Consider the following 20,666-nt stretch of genomic DNA (forward strand, 5'->3'; position numbering starts at 1 on the left):
AAGCTTTGCCGTTGGCATCCCTTCCGGTGACTTTTATTACCCAATTCCCCACACGCACATCTTTCGGATCTAACATAGCTTTCCTTTTAATTTTTTTGTAAGCCCATTATTATGCACCGCCCCTTCCGTCCCTGCCGCTTCTGCGGGCAGTGGCTGTTAAAGCCGCAGGACCGTATGCTCAAAAGTAAAACTGGTCCGGCACTGCTCGCTGGTGCCGGTGATGGGAGCCGCTCCTTCCGGGGTAGGTGTACAGGCAAGTGGCAGGTGTCCTTCACCCGCCAGCAGGCCGGAGGTGGGGTCCAGACCGATCCAGCCGCCACCGGGAAGGAAGACCTCTGCCCAGGCATGCAACGCTGCCGAATCCGATTGCACGCTTCCGGGCTCTTCTCCAGCGCCGGCCAGTTGCACCAGGTAGCCGGAAACGAAACGGGCGGCAAGGCCCAGGTGCCTCAGTACCTGCACCAGCAGCCAGGCGCTGTCCCTGCAGGAGCCCGAGCCTTTTTCTAGCGTCTCTTCGCAGTTTTGAACCCCTTCCTCCAAACGGACCGTATAAGAAACAGCGCGGTGAACCCGGGTATTGATCAGTAACAGGAAATCAATGATTCCCTGAACCGGACGGTCTGTTTCCTGGAGCCATTGTTCCAAAAGGGGGCCCTTGTCGACGATTTCAAGGTAGGGACCCAGGTCTTTTTTCAGTGAGGCCTCGTAGGCAAAGGGGAAACTTCCGGCATATTCCTCCAGGAAAAAATCGAACGGATTCACCGGCGCCAGGTCGCCAACGATCTTTACGTCAACAGCTAATTCTGTTGTTGGTCCGGTAAAATCCACGCGGGCCAGGAAGTTGCCAAAAGGATCCTGCTGCCAGTGCAGGCGGTGGTTCGCTGGCCTTACCGCCAGCGAATAAATCGCAACGGGCATGCGGCAGTGGGCAACCGGCTTCAGCCGGAAGTAATGGGTGGTAAGATATACGGGACGCTCGTATTGGTAATGGGTCTGGTGCCGGATCAGTATTCTGTTGGCCATATTTTTTATTTCGGCTTGCCTTGTTTTGCGGAAGGCTGCCCCCGAAGCTAATCAAACTTCCGGCCCCACTTCCCGTGCACCGGTTTTTCTCCCTGGTATTTAGGGAACCGATCGTTTAAACCGGCACCATACCCGGAACAAAAAAGCCCTGGCATACCAGGGCTTTGTATTCAATTGGAAGAAGTTGTTTTACCACCTGCTTTTGCTGAAACCGCCGCTGCGTGCAGGCTGATTCTCTTTGGGTTTGGCTTCCACGACTTTTATGGTTCGGCCATCCACGCTGCCGCCATCCAGTTCTGCTATGGCCTTTTGAGCGGCTGCTTTATCGGACATTTCTACAAACCCGAAGCCACGGCTGCGGCCGGTTTCCCGGTCCGTAATTACTTTGGCAGAAGTTACTTCGCCATAATCGGCAAAAAATTCTCTTAAATCTTCATCCTGAATGTTAAAGCTTAAATTGGAAACGTAAATGTTCATTTGTTTTCTTTTGAAAAAATGGAATAATGTGAGACGAGGCAAAAGTGTAAAGAAAACTAACGAGGAAGAAAATTTACCAGATTAATTACTTACTAAATGCGAGGCTCAGATTGACCCCTCAAAGATGGGACAAAAATTGCTGCCTTACTGTTAAGGGTTTAATAATCCTATAATTCCGGAAATATTGATGCCTGCCAGGTAGGGATCCAGCAGGTCGGTGGAGGTAAACGACCGGATGCGGGTGATGTCGTACTGTTCCTTATCACGGTACACCTCGACGTAAAACCCATCGATCTGGAATAATAATACCAGCTCACGATCATCCTCCCGGTGGGCTAGCCGCACGGCTTCGGCAAGTAAGCGGGCCTTTTCCTCCTCGCGCAACGCGTTAAACTCAAACAGGGTCATGCTTTCCTCCGGGATTTAGTGAATAGCGAAAGGTCTTTTGGTCCTTACCTCGCTGTAGGGCGACTGGCCGGGAGCCGGGCCCGGCATCCTTTCTCCCGAAAGACTGTGCCAATATGCTTTTTGCCGGGTGCCGGAAGCCCGATTGGAACCTGGTTTACGACATTATCGTCCGGCTATTGAAAAAAAGCCTACATTACAGCCCTCCAAAAGCCTTTTGTAATCATTCCTTTAGTTAGTTACCTGTCCCTATAACGCCTGAAGTGCTGGCAGGATACGGTTTTGCTTTTCATGATTACTTCAGGATCTGCCAGAAAAATAAACCGGTGCGGAACCTGTATTTCCTATTGAAAGGAAGGTACTGAAGATCATAGAATAAAAGATTTCTTGTTTTGGTGCGGCATGGGCTGCAATTAAATTTCATTTATGGCAAAAATTTTTACGGTTGAATTCCTTTATCAAGGTACTCCTACCTCTGCATTGGTAAGCGTAGGGGAGAAAGGGCAGGACCCCTGGTTTCATATAAGATTCCATGACGAGGCGTTGGACAGGCTGCTGCAAACAGGTCATCTCAGGTATGCAGGCATTAACGGCTACAGGAACACCGGGGCTTATAACAGAGCAGGCGCAAAAGAGTTGTTGGAATCCTTGGGAATGGAGATAGAAAGCTATCTGATCCGGGAAAAAACCATTGATGCTTCTACCAGATGACGCAACCATCCGAAGGACTTTCCTTGTTGTTGGTGACGAGAAACGCACGGGTACACCCGGTCGCAAGCGGCCGGTACCAGCGACAGGAAATAGCCATAATCCTGTACGATGGTGGTGCCGTCCGAGTGCTTTACCGTCCATAGCCCGGCGGTACCGTCATCTGGGCACCGGGCAGCACAATGCCGGTGATCCGGTTGAGCACCTGCGGCAACAGGCCGCGGACTACCGGCGACATATGCCACACAATAAAGATGGGCGTGCTGCAATCAGCCGGCAGTCCGGCTATTATTTTCCGCAACGCTTCAAAACCACCGGCCGATCGGGATGCGTAGCTGCAGGGGGGCGGTTCGTGGCGGCCTGCAGCGCATACGTACTTCTGTTCCGGTGTTCCTCAGCACCTGCGATAAAACACTTTATCTATTCGTTGGCAAATATCCGCTGGTTATTGCCTACCTTCATTGCATCAATTTGAGCCTCGCATCAGTAACTCGTTAATTATTCTGCTCCCTGCACCTTAGTTAGTCTCTTACTCTTTGCCTTCCTCAGACCTATTTACTTCTTAAACAGAAAGCATGAACATTTATGTATCGAACTTAAGCTTCAACGTACAGGATGAAGACTTAAGAAAACTCTTTACTTCCTTTGGTGAAGTTGCCTCCGCGAAGGTCATTACGGACAAGCTCAGCGGGCAATCCAGGGGATTCGGGTTTGTGGAAATGGCAGAGGCCACCGCCGGCCAGGAAGCCATTGCCGAACTGAATAACGGCCTCATGGACGGCCGCAACATTAAAGTGGCCGAGGCCCGCCCGAAAGAAGACAGGCCTGCCCGCACCAACAGCCCTTTCCGCAGCGATTCCGGTGGCGACTACAAGAAAAGCAGGTGGTAGTATCCTTTTGAGCAAAGTCCTCCGGCAACGGGGGGCTTTTTATTTGCAGCTACAGGTACCGCCCCGGGCCCTGCAGTGGGTATCCAAAGAAAATTCTGCCCCCAATTTTTATGGGCAGAACTATCCATAATTAAAAAGAAAGAATGGCCAAATCAAAAGCAACCTATTCCAAGAAGGAAAAAGAGAGAAAACGCCAAAAGCAGCGCGAAGATAAAAAAGAGAAGATGCTGCAGCGCAAAGCGAATGCGTCAAAGGGAAAGTCGCTGGACGACATGCTGGCTTACATTGATGAGAACGGAAACCTCAGCGCTACACCTCCCGATGGCACCAAAAAAAGAATCTTTAATGCGGAAGATATCCAGATCAGCGTTCCCAAATACGAAGCGCCCGAAGAGGCGGACCTGACACGCAAAGGCGTGGTCAGCTATTTTAATGAAAGCAAGGGCTTTGGATTTATCAGCGACGTGCAATCCGGGGACCGCATATTCGTACACGTCAACCAGCTCCAGGAACGGATCTCGGAAAACGACAGGGTCACTTTCGAAACAGAAAAGGGCCCCCGTGGCCTGAATGCCGTCAATGTGAAGAAACGGGCGGCATAGCCACCGGAGGCATAAAGCCGGGCAAACATCAATTTCTTCACCATCCTTCACGCCCTGTACGGCATCATCGATACCGGTCAGTAAATATGGCCGGCTGCAACAAATTTAATATGGCAAAAGTCACCTTTAATAATTCCAACAGCCAGTTCTTCCTGTCGCTGAAGCAATCCGTTGAACGCTATTTTAAGGCCAACGGCTTAAAAAAGACCGGGAACTGGCGCCTGTATGCCAAGACCCTTATTTTAATACCCCTGGCCATGGGCCTTTATATCACTTTATTGGCAGCGTCCCTCCCTGCGGCAGTCAGCCTTCCGCTCTGCGCTTTGCTGGGCTTCGTCCTGGCCTGCATCGGGTTCAATGTCATGCATGATGCCTGCCATGGGAGCTATTCGGGCCGCAAATGGATGAACCAATTACTGGGTCTCAGCCTGAACGCCATTGGCGGCAATGCCTTTTTCTGGAAACAGAAACACAATATCCTGCACCACACCTATACCAATATCGAAGGCGCAGATGATGATATTGCCCAAAGCAAGCTGTTGCGCCAGAGCCCTACCCAGCCCTGGAGGCCGGTACACCGTTACCAGCACCTGTACCTTCCCCTGGCGTATTCATTCACCCTTTTTATGTGGGTGAGCGTGCGGGACTTTAAAAAATATTTTACCCGCAGGATCCACAATACGCCGCTGCAGCCCATGGATCGGAACGAACATATAACCTTCTGGGCCAGCAAGGTGCTGTACGTGGTTTTTTACATCCTCCTCCCCGTGCTTTGCGTGGGCCCCCTGGCCTGGCTTAACGGCTACCTGATCATGGGCATTACAACGGGCATTGTCACCTCGTATGTTTTCCAGTTGGCACATGCGGTGGAAGGGCCGGAGTTTGACTCGGTAGGAATGGATGACAAAACGATCCAGACCGAATGGGCCATACACCAGATAAAGACCACGGCCAACTTTGCACCCAAAAATAAACTCATTACCTGGCTGGCCGGGGGATTGAACTTCCAGGTGGAACACCACTTGTTTCCCCGCATCAGCCATATACATTACCCGGCTTTAAGTACCATCGTACAGGAACACTGCCGGAAGTTCCACCTGCCTTACCATTGTTTTCCCGACCTCGCAACGGCCCTTGCCTCCCATGTTCGTACCATGAAGCTACTGGGTCGAAATAGCGGGTAGCGGCACGGTTCCTTGTTCCTCTTTTTCATCCCTCATCCTTATAAAATGAACCACTACATCATCGCTATAGGCGGATCGGCGGGCTGCCTGGAAGCCTTAACGGCTTTTTTTGAGCAAAGCGTTTCCGGCCCTGCATCCTACGTGATCTTGCGGCATCTGCCCCAAAACTACCAGAGCCAGCTCAAGTCGATCCTGGAACGGTATACAGGGCTGCCCATCGTGGAGGTGGACCGGGCCATGCCGTTGCAGGCGGGCACCATATACATCGGTCCCTGCCATAAGGACCTGGTCATCTTTGAAGGGGCGCTGCAACTGGTAGCGAAAGAGGGCACAGACCGGGGCTTCCCGTCCTCCATTGACCTTTTCTTCCAGTCGCTGGCCGCTATGGACATCGACAAAAGGGCCATTGCCATTGTGCTTTCCGGGGCGGGGTGGGATGGCACCAAGGGAACCGGGTGGATTAAACAAGCCGGCGGATTGGTGATCGCCCAGGCGCCCTCCTCCTGTATCCACCGCTCCATGCCGGAGCATGCCATAGAAGGCGGCCATGTGGACCATATAGAAGTTCCCGGCGAAATACCTTGGGTTATCCGGGATTATATGCGGCGAACGGGGTAGATAGAGAATTTTGCCACCCCAAGGCCGGGGTTCCCTTCACCACCTGAGCGTGCATTACGGATCAAAGGCGGGAAAAACGGCATTCCGTACCTCAAGCCGCCACTTGTGTAATTCCGGCTACCTGGATCAGGTTGCGACGGGGCACTTTGCCTGTTGAAAGAAGGACCTTGGAAAGCCCCCCTTTAAAGGGTAAATTGAACCTTTTAATGAAAAAAGCATGGAGTTACTCATGTATTTAGAGGGAAGGCAGGTGGATTCGGTTTCCTTTCCGATGAAGAAAGGCTGCAGTATCAGTGGTGCTATATCCGTGCTGGAGGGCCGCAACAGGGGGATAGGGGAAGCTGTAGGCTTCCCGCAATTTAGGTCCACTTTCGGGCACCGATTCTTGGTTGGTTTCCAGGGATATCCTCATCCCTTTATCCGCTGCTGCAGCTTTTGTGAGCCGCACACCTGCCCTGTAGGGGCCTGCCGGCCGGGGTGTTTGGCTTCCTATCCTTCTTGTTTTTTTATCGGCTTATTATTTGGTTGATAATCAGTTGTTTATTTGTTGATGAATTTTGAACCTAAAATAGGTCAAATAAAGAACCTGTTTTTTTGTGACTTCGGTAGGTTTGTTCCGCTGACTATAAGAAAATAGTACAGGAATCTAATGAAATATTACATTTTTCCGCAACCTCAGGCTTTATAATTTTATTGACTCAATCAGGGGGGAATAATCGGCGCATCAATAGCTGTAAGGGATTCTCTCCGGCTGTTTCCTCTTCCGGTACCCTGTTTTCAACTGCCGGATACCAGAACCCACTTCAAGCAAAGATCGCTTGCCGCGCTCCCATGCTGACATCCCGGAAGGTTTTCCGCAGTAAGTGGAAAAGCCCTGAAGGGAGTTTATAATTGTTTCTGCGGAAAGCTCTGCTATTATACCGAAGAAGGGGAAATGTCCTGGTTGCCGTGATGGAATTGAACGCTTTAGTTGCTTTTTGCTTAGCGATTACTTTTAGGCTTATGCGAACACGCCATACTGATAAAAAACCTGCCGCAAAGATCCTGGATCCGGCCCGCCGCCCCCTCACCCCTGAGGCGGTGGAAAGGCCGTCCGTCCATCTGTGGCATGTATACTTCCAGCCCGGAGGCAACCGGCATCCCCGTTATCATACATCTTTTTCGACCGCCTGCCCGCCGAAGCGGTCGGCCTGTACCTTGTATTCCGGAATGAATGAGGCACACACTTATCCGACGCTACCTACAGCAGTTATAAACCCACTACATTAGATAAATGAAAAAAAAAGAACGTGTAACACTGGCTACCGCACCAGTAGATGGCGATAGCCTCGTTATGATGAAAATGACGGCTCCGCCTGAATCTCAAAAAATACGAACGAAAATGAAAAGACCTTTTCAGAATGCCACAGCAAGCTTGCTGCTGCTTGCTTTTTTAAGCCCCGGTATAGGTGCCAAAGCACAAAGTGCCGCGCAACCGGAACCCGGGCAAATACCGCCGCACCCACCCCGGCTGCCGGAAGCCGTTATTCCTGCGTTTCCCGGTGCATGGGGAGGCGGAATGTTTACCACCGGAGGACGTGGAGGCAAAGTCATTGCGGTAACAAATCTCAACGATAGTGGTCCCGGAAGTCTTCGTGCTGCTTTGGAAGCAAAAGGTCCCCGTATTGTCGTATTTCGTGTGGCAGGCACCCTAAAGGTGAGTGAGGATCTTAATATCAGCAATCCCGACATTACCATTGCAGGTCAATCCGCACCCGGCGATGGTATTTGTATTGCCGGCACACTTAATATCAACACGTATAATGTAATCATCCGCCACTTACGTGTGCGCCGTGGCGTTCCTTCCGGGGGACAAGGCGATGATAACATAGGCGGATATCCGCAACATCACGTCATCATCGACCATTGTTCTACCAGCTGGGGTATGGATGAAAATATGTCGATTTACCGGACCATGCGCCCCTCACTGGATGGGAAAACACAGATAAAAGATCCCGTAGAGCATGTAACCGTTCAATGGTCTATTTCCAGCGAAGCTCTGGATGCCAAAGGGCATGCTTTCGGTGGCACCTGGGGCGGAAACCCTTCAACCTTCCATCACAACCTTTTCGCCAGCAATACGGCCAGGAATCCTTCCATAGGCATGTCGGGCCCCTTTGATTTCCGCAACAATGTGGTTTTCAACTGGCGGCACCGTTCTGTAGATGGCGGCGATGAAACTTCTGAAATCAATTTCATCAACAATTATTTCAAACCCGGGCCCGCAACCAATGAAAACATGCGGTACGTTTTTGCCCGCATTGAAGAGCGCAGCATGTACTCACCCGGCAGTGCCTGGAAGGAAGGCGAGTGGTACCCTAAAGCCGCCAATCGTCCCGGCAAATGGTATGTTGCCGGAAACATCCTGCATGGCAATGAAGAGGTGACCAAGAACAACTGGGCGGGTATGCGCGGACCGGAGAACCTTGCCCGTGTGAATACTGCATTCGTAGGATGGCCGGTGTCGCCCCACCAAACTGCCAGCGCCGCTTACGAGTCGGTACTGGCAAAGGCCGGTGCTACCTTACCCAAGCGTGATGCGGTGGACAGCCGGGTGACAGAAATGGTACGCACCGGGAAACCTATGACGGCTACTGGTATCATTAAAGACATAACGGAAGTGGGCGGTTATCCCAACCTTACCTTCAATCCTGCCCAGGTACCTGTCGATAGCGACGGGGATGGCATGCCGGACCAATGGGAGACCAAGCATAAACTGAATCCTAAAGATGCCTCAGATGGCGCCAAGGATACCGACGGCGACGGCTATACAAACATTGAAGAATTCCTGAATGGCACCAATCCCCAGGAAAATGTCAATTACCGTAACCTCGGCAACAACATCGATTCGATCAGTTGAGCAGGTTGTAGGGAAAAATACAGGTCAAATAACAAGCTTTGAGGCACCCGCTTCATTCTGATAAAAAGCCAGAGTCTGAAAGACTCTGGCTTTTTACGATAGATGCAACAAGGTTTTCCCTACTTCACTAACCGGATATTTGGGCGTGGCGCTTTCTTCATATCCTCGCCGAGATAAAAGCTTAAATGGGGCGGCTGGTTATAAGCAACATTCTGCCAGGCAATGCTCAATCGGTATTGCGGGTCGTGCATCAGCGTATACAAACGGCGAGTAGTAGGAATAACGGTCGTATAAACGCGGAGTTCGTTCGGGCCGGCGCTCAGAACGATCTCTTCCCGCCAGTCGCCGAAAAGATCGGCCGTCAGGTTCGGATTGCCCCTGCCGTTGCCCCTTTCTCCGCCGGGCGGGCTCCAGATAGTGCCGCTTTTGTATTTATGGACCCGGTTGCCGCCCATCAGCTCCCGGGTCAAATCACCATCCCACCAAATTAACCAGGAACCGCCTGTCGGCGCAGGACCGATTTTTTCTCCTTTCATCGAATATAATCCCCCGGAGCCCGACCACCACATCTCGGCGCCCGGATTTTTCGGGTCTATATTTTCCGCCGTTCCCCCTCCCACATCGGTGTCTATCGAACCCTTAAAATAGACTTCTCCTGTGCGGGCACTGTAAACCGTCACCCCGGGGCCGGCACCGGCAACATAGCCGGAGTCGCTTTTGGAATGGTCTTCTATTTCATGGGGACCAAATACTTCGAGCCCGGGTTTCGCCGGATCGAGGTCGCTTACATGCAACGCATCCCCATGCCGGAAGCCGGTGGAAAACAATCCCTTGCCATTGTCATCGACGACCATCGAGCCGTATACAATTTCGTCTTTCCCGTCGTTGTCCACGTCGGTAACCGTCAGGTTGTGGTTGCCCTGGCCCGAGAAGGGGTTTTTGCCGTCTTTCGTATCAAACACCCAACGGGAGGTGAGCTTGCCCCCCCGGTAGTCCCAGGCGGCCAGGACGGTTCTGCCGTAATAGCCCCGGCACATGACGACACTGGGTAATTTGCCGTCGAGGAACGCCGCACAGGCAAGAAAGCGGTCTACCCGGTTCCCAGTGTTATCGTTGCCCCCGTTGCCCCCGGGGCCGCCCCAGCCATCGGTAGGATAGCGGGAAGGAATATAATTCGTAGTGGCCATGGCCGCACCGGTCTCGCCGTTGAAGATGGTAAAATACTCCGGTCCGTCCAGCACCTTGCCCAGTGTCCGGGCTTCCTTGCTTCGGTAGTCTTTGGTCGAATCGCCCATCACTTTTCCTTTACCGTCTATGGTGCCGTCTGCAGTTTTCATGGCTACTTCGGCCTTGCCGTCGCCATCCAGGTCCATCACAATGAACTGGGTATAGTGTTCGCCCTCCCGGATGTTCCGGCCCAGGTTAATGGTCCACAGCAGGGTTCCATCCATCTTATAGGCCTGGACCACCGGTTGGTCCGTGACGCCGTTAAAGGAGTTGTCCAGGCCTTTACCTACCTGGTGCAGCACCAGCTCGTACGCGCCGTCGCCATCCAGGTCTCCCGCAGAAGCATCATGAGGCCGGTAACCGGTTGGTGTCTGCAGTGGAATGGAAAGGTATTGGCGAACGGGTGCATTCGCCGGAAGCATAAACGGCTTGGTACCGCCGGTTTCCCGGCCCTTCTCGATAGGGGTTACGGTATACGCGGTCGTTTGGGTCAGGTCTGCCTTGGTGTCGATGAAGTTCGTTCCTGCCGTTAGGGGCTGCGCATTTAATTTGACCGGCTTCCCACCACCGCTTGTCCGGTATATATTGAAGCCCAGGTTTTCGGGCTCGGTACCCAACAAGCGCCAACTGACAAAAACGGAATCCGCGGCCTGGCGAACCGCTACCACCCCGCGGTCGAGGTTTTCCATAAGGCGCTGGGCCTGCACCGATGTGGTTAGTAAAGGGAAGAGTAAAGAAAGGAATAGTAACCTTGAGTGATTGAAAGCGGCAAGCATCATTTGAAGCGTATTATAGGGAAAGATAAATGGGTCCGTTAGCGTTTCCATCCTGTAGTGTCCTGATAATCAGACGCTACCAAACTGGTGTAGGTTACGTGCATTCAGATGGTTTGAATTCGTAACGTTTCTTCTTTTGGAATATGTGGTTCCGCGTATGTCTGCATACGTGAAGCATCCTAAACGTTACTTTTTCCCGTCCGGGAGCGACACTGCGGAAAGGGAAAAATCAAAGGCCCGCCATGCCGGAAATATTGATGCCTTCCAGGTAGGGTTCCAGCAGGTCTGTCGAGGAAAAAGGATGGATGCGGGTAATTTCGTACTGTTCTTTTTCGCGGTACGCCTCCACATAGAAAGCCTCCACCTGGAACAATAAGATCAAATGCCGGTCGTCCTCACGATGGGCCAGCTTTACGGACCCTGCAAGAATATCGGCCTTTTCCTCCTCGCTGAATGCACTGAATTCATATAGGGTCATGCTTACCTCCGTGTTTTCGTCTCCAGGCGGCTGCCGCTGCGGGTAATGCCCTGCCGGGGTATGGCAGCCGGCGGGCGCTTCCCCGAACAGGCAATTGCCAGCTCATCAGGCGCTTCAGGTGCAGCCACCTGGTTTCTTTGCCAAAAAAGACCATGCCATTTTACTTTACCAAAGGCAAATGATAAGAGGCATTTTTGTATCGGAAGGTATTCCTTTCCCTGTCTCCGGGAGCTGGATAGAGGAACGGGGGAAATTGCTGCCTGCTGTCCCGGAAGGCAGGAGCAGCATCAGCGGGTATTACAGCACGGTGATTTTGGTGGGGTGGCTCAGCTTGTAGTCCGTCGTTTTCTGGTCTATGCCGATGCGCCTGTTGACATAGCCCTTGGTGTAGGCTTTCACCCGGGCTTCAAATTCCACTACCACGCCAGCTGTCAGCGTGCAGGCCTGAAACCCCTGGGTGTAGGCAAACCATACGTGGTCGGTCACCAGCTTCCCGGTATCGGCCTCTGCAACTTTGGTGAGCAAGAGCGTGGGCTCCGAATGGCCTTTGTAGTTGACCTTTGATCCAAAGCGGCTGAACACCGCCCGGAACCGCCTGCGTTCCCCCTCACTATTGGAAAGCTCCTTTCTCATGCCCTAAATAAACGGTTTTTTCAGGTGTGGCCCTGACTTGGTTTTCCCCATTTGTCATAAATTGTTTCCGGAAGTAAATATGGAGGAAGAATGATCGTCATTATTCCTGCTGCCAGACGGATCTGCTCCACGGTCAGAATACATTTTTCAGCGTCCCAGTGGTGCCGGGAGCATAGCGTGGCGCCATTGTCCAGGTAGTAACCGCCATCCGCAAACAGCTTCCGGTCTAAAATATGGTGAGCGTCCACGCCGGGTTCCCCGCAGATCACGCATTTATGGTGGTCCCGTTGAAAGACTGCCTCCCGGAACTGATCCCTTGTCAGCAATACCGGCTGTTTATTTTTTTTCCACCTGGCGTTCATGTACCAAAGTTCCTGATTCCCGGCTTACTTCCTGGCAGGAGGTATATCTTTAAGCCCCGTTTTATACTATCAGTTTCATTGCTGTTATTATGAAAGAAAAGCGTTTCCTTTTAACGGCCGGCTTACCGGCAAAGCTGCCCTGTGTTTTATTTGCTTCCTGCTGCCCGGGCGCAGCGAAGTGTTCCGGATTTTGACAAAGGCTGGCGGTTTTCCCGGGCGATGCTTCCGTAGCTATAGCGGCGGTTCCGGCCGGAGCCCGGGTGCAATAAATAAACCCCGGAACGAAATAAAACCCCGGAACGGGGTTTCTGGCTATTTTTGTCCCTTATGACGCAATAAGACATGGATTACGCTGCTCTGGACGATAAACGGTTACTTGAATTGCTGCAGGAAGAAAACGAACGGGCCTATGGGGAACTGTACCGGCGGTACTGGGAAAAAATCTATTCCCAGGCCCTGGCCTGGCTGAAATCGCCGGAGGCGGCACAGGATATCGTCCAGGATGTTTTTTTGAAAATATGGACCCATAAAGAAACCCTGCTCCAGGTCCGCGAGTTCCGCCCCTACCTGCTGGTGTCCGCCCGGAACCTTATTATCAGCAGCCTGCGCACAAACGTTTTTCATGCCTATCTGGACCCCGAAGCGCCCCTGGAAGAAGAGGTGCTGCTGCCCGAAAAACAGCTTTCCTTCAAGGAATCGGTACAACTGCTGCACCAGGCTATCGAACAGCTGCCTCCCCAGCAGCAACGGGCTTACCAGCTCAGCCGCCAGCAGGGCATGCGCTATGAAGACATTGCCCGGGAAATGCAGATTTCCAAGCTGACCGTCCGGGTGCACATATCGAAAGCCATAAACTTTATACGTAAATACCTGGAAAAAAATTATGTTTCCCTTTTGGCAATAGAACTTCTGCTGCTTTCAAAAAAATCTTGAAAATATTTTTTCCCCGACTAGTACTCTTGATGAGCTGCTGCGTCCTTAATAAAGACGCCCTTCTTAACCGGAATGTATGGACCCCAAATTTAAAGAACTCGTTGCCCGGCACCTGAATGCTACGCTCCTGGAAGAGGAGCAGCAGGAGTTCGCCCAGCTGTTGCGGGATCCTGAAAACCTGTTGTACCTGGCTGCTGAACTGGATGCACGGTTTCAGGAGGAAGGAGGGCTGGACCGGGCAGAAGCGGAGACCGGGGCGTTGATCTATCAAAAGATACAGCAACAGTTGCAGGCCGGCCGGCAGCCGGCACCGGAAACCGAAGCGCCCCTGGCAGTGCCCCTGGAAGGAGGGCACCGAAGCCGGTTCCTGTGGGTGGCGGTTGCTGCCGCTGTGCTCCTGCTGGTGGCTGCGGCCCTGCTGTGGCAGCGCAACGAACCGGTACAGCCGCCAATGGCCGTACAAAAGGAACAAAAGGCTTCCGGCGGCGCCCTGGCGGTTATCCGGCACGAGCGGAATACCTCGGGAGCAGCAAAAAAGATCCAACTGCCGGATGGCTCGGTGGTGGTGCTGGAAGATAAAGGCGAACTGACGTATGGGGATCCCTGGGGCGCTACCCGGGATATCACCTTAAGCGGGAAAGCCCGCTTTACCGTGACGAAAGATCCCGGCCGGCCGTTTACGGTCACCAGCGGCGCGGTTGCGACCACCGCCCTGGGTACTGAATTTTCCGTAACGGCATTCAAACACGTCCCCGGGACCGTAGTGGTGCGGTTGTACGAAGGCCGTGTAGTGGTGAGAGCGGTGAACCGGGCCAACAAAAAGATGAGAAAGGAGGTGTACCTGCTGCCGGGCCAGGAGTTTGTTTACGGAGCGGTCCTACAGGTAAAGGCATTCGAGGAGCGCCGGGAGGCGGCGGAAGAGAGTACCAGCGAAGCGCTTTCCCCGGAAAGTCCTTCCCTGCCGCAAAATGCGGAAGGTTCCTGGTACATGTTCAACAATCAGTCGCTGGAAGATGTTTTCCATCAACTGGCCGCCCTGTACAATGCAAAGATCATTTTTACCAAAAAGGATGTAACGAATATTTATTTCACGGGCAGGTACAGCAAGTCGGATTCCCTGGAAACGATCCTGAAACGAATAGGTATCCTGCACGATCTGAAGATTACCAAACAAGATACTGCATTCCTTATCAGTAAGTAAGAGCTGATAGATGCCTGCGCCTCCTCCGGGGGTGACTCATCAGATATACTGATAGGGACTGCCGATGATTTGTCAACACAATTGTAAGCCATATGAAATGTACGCAATCCCAAACCAGGGCGGCCTTTCTTGCCCTGTTCTCACTTGCGCTGGTCCATCAGCCCTTTACTTCCCGGGCCCAGCAAAACCTCAGTGTCGTAAAAGGCATTGTGCACGGCGACAGCCGGCAAAACCTGCCCGGCGTGTCGGTCATCATCCGCAACAGCCAAAACAATTTTACCACCGGAACAAAAACGGATAGCGCCGGTGTGTTTACGGTGCAGGTTCCGGCGGGAGGCCCCTACAGGTTTTCCTTTTCCAGCGTGGGCTATGAGGCGCAGACCTTATCGGGTTATAACCTCAAAGGCGGCACCACCTTTTCCCTGGATGTAGGGCTGAAGACCCTTGCCGGTTCCCTGGACCAGGTGGTCGTGGTGGGTTATGGCACGCAACGCAAAAGCGACCTGACCGGCTCCGTTACCCAGCTGAAAAGCAAGGAGATCAATTCGGTGGCTACTTCCAACGTTGCCGATGCCCTGCAGGGACGGGCGGCCGGTGTTTCCATTATGACCAATAACGCCCCGGGCAGCCGGCCTAAAATACGGGTCCGGGGTACGGGTTCCATTAATGCCTCCAACGATCCGCTGATCGTGGTGGATGGATTCCCGCTGGAGAACGCCTCCCTGAATGATTTCAATTCCGGTGATATCGCCTCCATTGAAGTATTGAAGGATGCTTCTTCCACGGCCATTTATGGTTCCAGGGGCGCCAATGGCGTCATCATGATCACGACGAAGTCCGGGGCCGCCAATCGCAATAACGTTTCCGTTTCCTCTTATTACGGGGTGCAAACGCCTTCCCGCCTGGTGAAACTGCCCAACCGGGAGGCGTTCATCGACTTCATCAATGCGGCCTATACCAATACGGTGAACAAGCCGGTGTATACCACCGCCAACCCGGCCCCGGCGTACAACGAAGACTGGCAGGAGGCTCTGATCAAAGACAAGGCTCCCATTCAAAACCATACGGTCAGCTTCAGCGGCGGTACATCGAAAACAAAGTACCTGTTATCCGGCGGTATCTTTTCGCAGGATGGATTATTGCTGGAATCGGGCTTTAAACGATACACGGTACGAACAAACCTCGAACACAGTGCCGCTTCGTGGCTGACGATCGGCACCCACCTGCAGGTAAACCGGTCGGTCCAGGAGACCTTTGATCCCGGTATCGAAAATATCTTCCGGTACGGATGGCCCACCATGCCCGTACGGAAGGCGGATGGTTCGTTTTATTATGCGGCCGATGATGCGGTACACCGTCCGTATGTGGAAGGCCGGTGGAACCCGGTGGCGGATGCCGGCCAGATCAGCAATGAGACCGGCACCAACCGGGTGATCGGGGACGTGTACGCCAACTTCAAACTGGGAAAGCACCTGAGCTTTAAAACCAATTTCGGGACGGATTTCAGTGATGCCAAGCAATATTATTTTGCCACTTCCAAATCCACCACCGGCTGGAACAATAAAGGCAGCGGCCGGCAAACCTATGCCCAACAGCGGCAGATCCTGAACGAGAATATTTTCACTTATGACAATCGCTGGAAGCAACACAAGCTCACCGCAACGGCCGTATACTCTTTTCAAAAGTACCTGTATGAGTCCCTGTCCGTAAGCGGAACCGGCTTTCCTTCGGATATTACCGGCTATAATGATGTGTCGCTGGCCAGCGTCTCCAATAAGCCGGTTTCGGATAAATACTCCAACAAGCTGGTTTCCGGTACCGGTCGGGCCGCTTACGTTTATGATGATCGTTACCTGTTAACCGTTACGGGCCGTTACGATGGCTCTTCGAGGTTTGGCGCCAACAGCAAATGGGGCTTTTTCCCTTCCGTGGGCCTGGGCTGGAACCTGGGCAACGAAGCGTTTATGCAGCCGTTTAAGGCCGTCGTTTCGGATGTGAAGGTCCGGGGAAGCTATGGCTTTATCGGCAACCAGGAGATCGGCAATTACCGGTCCTTGTCCCTGCTTTCCCCCACCAACTATGTTACGGGCAGCACGCAGTTGCTGTTAGGCCTGAATGAAGGAATCGGCAACCCCGACTTAAAATGGGAAAGCACGAGGCAGATGGACCTGGGCGTTGATGCCGCCCTGTTGAAAAACCGGGTGAACCTTACGGTGGATTACTACCACCGGAAAAGCAATGACCTGATTTACCTCGTTCCGATCCCGACCACCTCCGGCTTCAGCAGCGCCTATAAGAATATCGGCGATGTGGAAAACAAGGGGATCGAAGCCAGTCTGAACGTGAAGGTAGTGAACACGAACGCCGTGAAATGGAGCGTCGGCGGAAATGTGACGCGGAATAAAAACAAAATCCTGTCCCTGTATGATGATGTACGATCCGTCATGCTGAGTGACGACCAGGGTGTGGCCCGGATGCTGAAAGTAGGCCAGCCGATCAATGCCGTCTATACCCGTGAGTCGGCCGGCATCATCCGCACCCAGGAAGAACTGGACGCTGCCAGAAAATTACAGCCGGCGAATAACTTCCTGGAGCTGGGAGCGGAATGGTATGTGGACCAGGACGGGGATGGAAAAGTAACTTCTGCCGATTATGTGAATATCGGAACCACCGAACCCAACTTCTATTACGGTATCAACACCAGCCTGTCGTATAAGAACCTGACACTGGACGTATTTGGCCAGGGTGCCACCAATATTGCCACCACGTATACGGGCTATGCGCTGATTGGTGACTACCAGATCCAGGGCCGCAACTATACGCCCTCCCAATATGTGCTGGACCGGATGTGGTCGCCTTCCAATCCCGGGGGTACCTTCTCCAAGGCAGGGACCAGGCAGGGGCAGTTCTCCGACAGGTCCAATGGCGGCCGGAACTTTTTCATCCTGCGCAACGTGCGGCTGGGGTATGACCTCAACCCGGGCCTTTTCAAAAAGATCCCGGTGCAAAGCGCAACGGTCTATGTAAACGCGCAAAACTTCTTTACAAAGACCAACTTCCGCGGGTACAACCCGGAAAACGGCGACATTGCCAACCCCTTTGCAAAGATGATCCTGTTCGGCTTCAACCTTAATTTCTAATCTACAAGTCTGCTCAAATGAAAAAGCTCATATATTCCTTACTGGCATTGACGGTGGTTTCTTCCTGTACCAAGCTGGATGAGGAAGTGTATAAAAACATTGCATCCAAGGATTTTTACCAATCGGAAGAAGACCTGAAAACTGCTATGGTGTCCGGCTATAAATACTTCCAGACCGCCTTTGGCGGCGGTGATGTGTACAACTACTTCATGATCATCGAGGCCGCTTCCGAAACCGGCGCCCCCACCCGTACCAAATCGAACCCTCACATTTACAATAGCTGGGGCTATGCCAACGATCCCGATAACACTATCAACAAATGGGGGGATGCGTATAAGATCATCAACCAGGTGAATGCGGTCCTCGGGCGGGGCGCAGGAGTAGAGATGGATGCCGTACGCAAGGAGCAGATCCTGGGCGAAGCGCATTTTATGCGGGGGCTTACCTACTTCCACCTGCTGCGGTTATACGGCGGGGTGCCCATTCCGGAAAGCTATACATCCGACCTGAATAACCTGGAAATCCCGCGTAAAACTCCGGACGAAGTATATGATTACATCATTGCCGATTTGAAGTATGCCGCAGAAAAGCTGCCGAAGAAAGCCGAACGGGCTGCCGGTGAAAAATGGCGGGCCACCCGGGGTGCTGCCCTGGCTTTGCTGGGGAAAGTATTCCTGTACCGGGGCAGCATGACGGAAAGCGCCCATAAGTCTGCTTATTTCCAGGAAAGCAAAAAATATTCCCTGGAAGTGATCAACTCCGGCGAATACCAGTTGGAAGAGGACTTTAAAAACCTGTGGATGTGGTACAATACCGCCAACAAACATGGCAAAGAGTCCATTTTTGAAGTCGAATTCGGTTACGTGGGTGTTCCCGGCGACGTTCCCAATGCCTCCCGTTTTCATATTGATGGAGGGCTGAATATCCAGGATAAGAACTTCGGTTCGTACATGTATTACCGGTATGGGCCTTCCTTGCGCACCTATAATTCCTTCAGCGACCAGGATGCACGAAAACAGGCGACTTTTTTAACGTCCATCACCTTGTCTACCGGGCAAGGCATCAGCTGGGTAGCCGCCGATAAGGGCAACCACCCGGGTACGCAGGGCTGGCCCAGCGCTACTCCCGGTAACCTCAAATATTACGACCGCAGCGAACAATCGTATACCACCGGGAGCCCGGCTACGAACTACTATGTTACCCGTTTTTCGGAAGTGCTGTTGAACTATGCCGAGGCCGAAAACGAACTGAACGGGCCAGGCTCGGAGGCATACAATAAGATCAACCAGGTACGCAAAAGGGCGAAGCTGCCCGAGCTTAAAGACGGGCTCAGCAAAGAGCAGTTTGCGGATTCCCTGTATACGGAACGGGTGCATGAGTTGATAGGGGAAGGCCAGTTGTATTACGATGCCCTGCGTACCGGCAGGCTGGGCAAAGAGGTAAAGGCGGAAGTGGAGTACGGCGTGGGGAACGGCCTGTGGTTGTATTCGCCCCTGACCTTCCGGCCCAAAAAGACTTTTTTGTGGAAGATCCCCACCTATGACCTGAACTCCAGCAAGGCGCTGGTTCAGAACCCGGATAACCAGTCGGAATAAGACGGGCCGGGGCCGATCAAAAGATATCAGTAGCAAGCAAGCATCAGGCGCGCTGTTTCCACAGCGTGCATTTTCTTTAAATAGTATCTTGTAACCTGTTTTATAACCCAAACTAAAAATCAACAAACGACCATGAGACGGCGGGCTCCCTTCAAAGCAACGGCATTCCTTCTTTCTTTATTAGGACTTTCCCTGGCTGCCAGCAGCCAGGAGATGGGCGAGGCCGAAAAAAAATCCATGCAAAAAGGCCAGATCATGTACCCGGGCCTGAAGAACCAGGGCGCTGGTGTTTCCGGCCCCGGCTCCAACCTTCCCCCGGAGAAGATGAAATGGTGGGAAGACCAGAAGTTCGGGATGTTTGTGCACTGGGGACTTTATTCCATCCCGGCAACCGGGGAATGGACGATGTTCAACCAAAAAATCCCGGCAGAAGCGTATGCAAAACTGGCCGGCCAGTTCCGTCCCCGGCATTTTGACGCGGATGCCTGGGCCAAAGTGGCCAAAGAGGCCGGGATGAAGTACATGGTGATGGTCAGCCGGCACCATGATGGTTTTGCTTTATGGAACAGCCCCGGAAGCTATAATAAGTTCAATAGTTGGGAAACCGCCGCGCACCGCGACTTTGTAAAGGAATATACGGAAGCCTGCCGCCGGGCCGGCCTGCGTGTGGGCCTGTACTACTCGCCCCTGGACTGGCGGTTCCCCGGGTATTTTGATCCGAAAGGACTTCCCCAGAACGCTGCGTTATTGAAAAAGCAAACCTATGACCAGGTGGAAGAGCTGGTGAAAAACTATGGGAAGATCGATATTATGTGGTATGATGGTTCCTGGCTGGCACACAAAGGCCACGACGCGGATGCCGCCTGGTTTTGGGAACCCCTGAAGCTGAATGGGATGGTCAGGCGCTATAATCCCGACATCGTCATCAACCCCCGGTCGGGTATGGCTGGAGATTTTCAGACAAACGAGGGGAGCGCCCCGGTCAAAGGGCCGATCATTCCTTTTCCCTGGGAAAAATGCCTGAACCTGACCGGCCATTTCAGCTGGGGCTACTTTAAGACGGACCAGCTGATGTCGCTGAAAGAAGTCGTGGACATGCTGGTCAACACGGTGGACCGGGGCGGCAATATGCTGCTGAACGTGGGGCCGGACCCCGACGGCGTTATCCCTGCCCGCCATGTGGAACGCCTGAAAGAGGTGGGCCGCTGGCTGGCCGTCAACGGCGAAAGCATTTACGGCACCCGCCCGGGCCCGTTTGCACCCATCGATGATTATTACGGGTCCACCCATAAAGGAAACAAGGTCTTCGTGCACCTGGTGAAGCTGCCCCAAAACGCCACCGAGATCAAACTGCCGGCGCTGGATAAAAAAGTCGTTTCGTGCAAGATCCTCGGCGGTAAAAAAGTAAGGTTTACCCAGGGCCAGGAGGGGATTACGCTTTCCGTAACCCCCGAAATGGTGAACGCGGTGGTTCCCACCTTTTGCCTGGAAACAAAATAATCCGTTGAGCAATCG

General features: G+C 52.9%; 18 protein-coding genes and 1 pseudogene. 11 read left to right on the top strand and 8 right to left on the bottom strand.

Going from position 1 to position 20,666, the window contains the following annotated elements; translation table 11 throughout:
- Nucleotides 1-156: 156 nt before the first annotated feature.
- From V9K67_RS24890 to V9K67_RS24900, 3 genes are all read right to left on the bottom strand, one after another.
- Complete coding sequence (locus tag V9K67_RS24890; protein ID WP_336727466.1) at nucleotides 157-1,023, bottom strand: transglutaminase family protein; 867 nt, start codon at nucleotides 1,021-1,023, stop codon at nucleotides 157-159.
- 189 nt (nucleotides 1,024-1,212) lie between these two features.
- The gene (rbp, locus tag V9K67_RS24895; protein WP_336727468.1) at nucleotides 1,213-1,500 is read right to left on the bottom strand and encodes an RNA-binding regulator; all 288 of its coding nucleotides are present in this window, start codon (nucleotides 1,498-1,500) and stop codon (nucleotides 1,213-1,215) included.
- A gap of 150 nt (nucleotides 1,501-1,650) precedes the next feature.
- Nucleotides 1,651-1,908 carry a hypothetical protein gene (locus V9K67_RS24900; protein ID WP_336727470.1) on the bottom strand — a complete coding sequence of 86 codons (258 nt, stop codon included), beginning with the start codon at nucleotides 1,906-1,908 and terminating at the stop codon, nucleotides 1,651-1,653.
- Nucleotides 1,909-2,331: 423 nt separating this feature from the next.
- Between V9K67_RS24900 and V9K67_RS24905 the strand changes: the two genes are divergently transcribed.
- Nucleotides 2,332-2,616: a hypothetical protein gene (locus V9K67_RS24905; protein ID WP_336727472.1), complete on the top strand. Its 285-nt coding sequence runs from the start codon at nucleotides 2,332-2,334 to the stop codon at nucleotides 2,614-2,616.
- A gap of 238 nt (nucleotides 2,617-2,854) precedes the next feature.
- Here V9K67_RS24905 and V9K67_RS27230 read toward each other — a convergent pair.
- Nucleotides 2,855-2,914, bottom strand: a pseudogene (locus tag V9K67_RS27230) (hypothetical protein); the annotation flags it as partial.
- Nucleotides 2,915-3,188: 274 nt separating this feature from the next.
- Between V9K67_RS27230 and rbp (V9K67_RS24910) the strand changes: the two are divergent.
- The 5 genes from rbp (V9K67_RS24910) (at nucleotide 3,189) to V9K67_RS24930 (ending at nucleotide 8,806) form a co-directional block, all read left to right on the top strand.
- On the top strand, nucleotides 3,189-3,503 hold the full coding sequence (rbp, locus tag V9K67_RS24910; RefSeq protein WP_336727474.1) for an RNA-binding regulator: 315 nt from the start codon (nucleotides 3,189-3,191) through the stop codon (nucleotides 3,501-3,503).
- Nucleotides 3,504-3,646: 143 nt separating this feature from the next.
- Nucleotides 3,647-4,105 (top strand): cold-shock protein, encoded by a 459-nt coding sequence (locus V9K67_RS24915; protein ID WP_336727476.1) that lies wholly within the window; start codon nucleotides 3,647-3,649, stop codon nucleotides 4,103-4,105.
- 110 nt (nucleotides 4,106-4,215) lie between these two features.
- On the top strand, nucleotides 4,216-5,289 hold the full coding sequence (locus tag V9K67_RS24920; protein WP_336727478.1) for a fatty acid desaturase family protein: 1,074 nt from the start codon (nucleotides 4,216-4,218) through the stop codon (nucleotides 5,287-5,289).
- 45 nt (nucleotides 5,290-5,334) lie between these two features.
- Nucleotides 5,335-5,907, top strand: a complete 573-nt coding sequence (locus V9K67_RS24925) for a chemotaxis protein CheB (RefSeq protein ID WP_336727481.1) — start codon at nucleotides 5,335-5,337, stop codon at nucleotides 5,905-5,907.
- A gap of 1,273 nt (nucleotides 5,908-7,180) precedes the next feature.
- Nucleotides 7,181-8,806 carry a pectate lyase family protein gene (locus V9K67_RS24930; RefSeq protein WP_336727483.1) on the top strand — a complete coding sequence of 542 codons (1,626 nt, stop codon included), beginning with the start codon at nucleotides 7,181-7,183 and terminating at the stop codon, nucleotides 8,804-8,806.
- Between the two features lie 119 nt (nucleotides 8,807-8,925).
- Here the strand turns inward: V9K67_RS24930 and V9K67_RS24935 are convergent, their stop codons facing one another.
- The 4 genes from V9K67_RS24935 to V9K67_RS24950 all read right to left on the bottom strand — a co-directional run bounded on the left by V9K67_RS24935 (nucleotide 8,926) and on the right by V9K67_RS24950 (nucleotide 12,282).
- Nucleotides 8,926-10,722, bottom strand: coding sequence for a rhamnogalacturonan lyase (locus tag V9K67_RS24935; protein WP_336727485.1), 1,797 nt, complete (start codon nucleotides 10,720-10,722; stop codon nucleotides 8,926-8,928).
- Between the two features lie 316 nt (nucleotides 10,723-11,038).
- On the bottom strand, nucleotides 11,039-11,287 hold the full coding sequence (locus V9K67_RS24940; RefSeq protein WP_336727487.1) for a hypothetical protein: 249 nt from the start codon (nucleotides 11,285-11,287) through the stop codon (nucleotides 11,039-11,041).
- Between the two features lie 297 nt (nucleotides 11,288-11,584).
- Entirely contained in the window at nucleotides 11,585-11,920 is a 336-nt protein-coding gene (locus V9K67_RS24945; RefSeq protein WP_336727490.1) for a hypothetical protein, read from the bottom strand.
- A gap of 20 nt (nucleotides 11,921-11,940) precedes the next feature.
- Nucleotides 11,941-12,282, bottom strand: coding sequence for an HNH endonuclease (locus V9K67_RS24950; RefSeq protein WP_336727492.1), 342 nt, complete (start codon nucleotides 12,280-12,282; stop codon nucleotides 11,941-11,943).
- Nucleotides 12,283-12,624: 342 nt separating this feature from the next.
- Here V9K67_RS24950 and V9K67_RS24955 point away from each other — a divergent pair, with 342 nt between their 5' ends.
- From V9K67_RS24955 to V9K67_RS24975, 5 genes are all read left to right on the top strand, one after another.
- A complete protein-coding gene (locus tag V9K67_RS24955) occupies nucleotides 12,625-13,215 on the top strand; it encodes an RNA polymerase sigma-70 factor (protein WP_336727494.1) in 591 nt (196 codons plus the stop codon).
- A gap of 76 nt (nucleotides 13,216-13,291) precedes the next feature.
- Nucleotides 13,292-14,416: a FecR family protein gene (locus V9K67_RS24960; protein WP_336727497.1), complete on the top strand. Its 1,125-nt coding sequence runs from the start codon at nucleotides 13,292-13,294 to the stop codon at nucleotides 14,414-14,416.
- Nucleotides 14,417-14,508: 92 nt separating this feature from the next.
- Nucleotides 14,509-17,556, top strand: a complete 3,048-nt coding sequence (locus V9K67_RS24965) for a SusC/RagA family TonB-linked outer membrane protein (protein WP_336727500.1) — start codon at nucleotides 14,509-14,511, stop codon at nucleotides 17,554-17,556.
- Between the two features lie 17 nt (nucleotides 17,557-17,573).
- Nucleotides 17,574-19,151 (top strand): RagB/SusD family nutrient uptake outer membrane protein, encoded by a 1,578-nt coding sequence (locus tag V9K67_RS24970; RefSeq protein ID WP_336727501.1) that lies wholly within the window; start codon nucleotides 17,574-17,576, stop codon nucleotides 19,149-19,151.
- A 132-nt stretch (nucleotides 19,152-19,283) separates the two neighbouring features.
- On the top strand, nucleotides 19,284-20,651 hold the full coding sequence (locus tag V9K67_RS24975; protein WP_336727503.1) for an alpha-L-fucosidase: 1,368 nt from the start codon (nucleotides 19,284-19,286) through the stop codon (nucleotides 20,649-20,651).
- Nucleotides 20,652-20,666 lie beyond the last annotated feature (15 nt).

It is taken from the genome of Huijunlia imazamoxiresistens (genome assembly GCF_037132455.1).
Taxonomy (GTDB): Bacteria; Bacteroidota; Bacteroidia; order Chitinophagales; family Chitinophagaceae; genus Flavisolibacter; species Flavisolibacter imazamoxiresistens.

Bases quoted from the DNA above. Each gene is read 5' to 3' on its own strand.
- V9K67_RS24950 (WP_336727492.1), bottom strand. From the start codon at position 12,282: ATGAACGCCAGGTGGAAAAAAAATAAACAGCCGGTATTGCTGACAAGG.
- V9K67_RS24930 (WP_336727483.1), top strand. From the start codon at position 7,181: ATGAAAAAAAAAGAACGTGTAACACTGGCTACCGCACCAGTAGATGGC.
- V9K67_RS24970 (WP_336727501.1), top strand. From the start codon at position 17,574: ATGAAAAAGCTCATATATTCCTTACTGGCATTGACGGTGGTTTCTTCC.
- V9K67_RS24955 (WP_336727494.1), top strand. From the start codon at position 12,625: ATGGATTACGCTGCTCTGGACGATAAACGGTTACTTGAATTGCTGCAG.
- V9K67_RS24915 (WP_336727476.1), top strand. From the start codon at position 3,647: ATGGCCAAATCAAAAGCAACCTATTCCAAGAAGGAAAAAGAGAGAAAA.
- V9K67_RS24945 (WP_336727490.1), bottom strand. From the start codon at position 11,920: ATGAGAAAGGAGCTTTCCAATAGTGAGGGGGAACGCAGGCGGTTCCGG.
- V9K67_RS24960 (WP_336727497.1), top strand. From the start codon at position 13,292: ATGGACCCCAAATTTAAAGAACTCGTTGCCCGGCACCTGAATGCTACG.
- rbp (WP_336727468.1), bottom strand. From the start codon at position 1,500: ATGAACATTTACGTTTCCAATTTAAGCTTTAACATTCAGGATGAAGAT.
- rbp (WP_336727474.1), top strand. From the start codon at position 3,189: ATGAACATTTATGTATCGAACTTAAGCTTCAACGTACAGGATGAAGAC.
- V9K67_RS24940 (WP_336727487.1), bottom strand. From the start codon at position 11,287: ATGACCCTATATGAATTCAGTGCATTCAGCGAGGAGGAAAAGGCCGAT.
- V9K67_RS24890 (WP_336727466.1), bottom strand. From the start codon at position 1,023: ATGGCCAACAGAATACTGATCCGGCACCAGACCCATTACCAATACGAG.
- V9K67_RS24905 (WP_336727472.1), top strand. From the start codon at position 2,332: ATGGCAAAAATTTTTACGGTTGAATTCCTTTATCAAGGTACTCCTACC.
- V9K67_RS24900 (WP_336727470.1), bottom strand. From the start codon at position 1,908: ATGACCCTGTTTGAGTTTAACGCGTTGCGCGAGGAGGAAAAGGCCCGC.
- V9K67_RS24920 (WP_336727478.1), top strand. From the start codon at position 4,216: ATGGCAAAAGTCACCTTTAATAATTCCAACAGCCAGTTCTTCCTGTCG.
- V9K67_RS24925 (WP_336727481.1), top strand. From the start codon at position 5,335: ATGAACCACTACATCATCGCTATAGGCGGATCGGCGGGCTGCCTGGAA.
- V9K67_RS24935 (WP_336727485.1), bottom strand. From the start codon at position 10,722: ATGGAAAACCTCGACCGCGGGGTGGTAGCGGTTCGCCAGGCCGCGGAT.
- V9K67_RS24965 (WP_336727500.1), top strand. From the start codon at position 14,509: ATGAAATGTACGCAATCCCAAACCAGGGCGGCCTTTCTTGCCCTGTTC.
- V9K67_RS24975 (WP_336727503.1), top strand. From the start codon at position 19,284: ATGAGACGGCGGGCTCCCTTCAAAGCAACGGCATTCCTTCTTTCTTTA.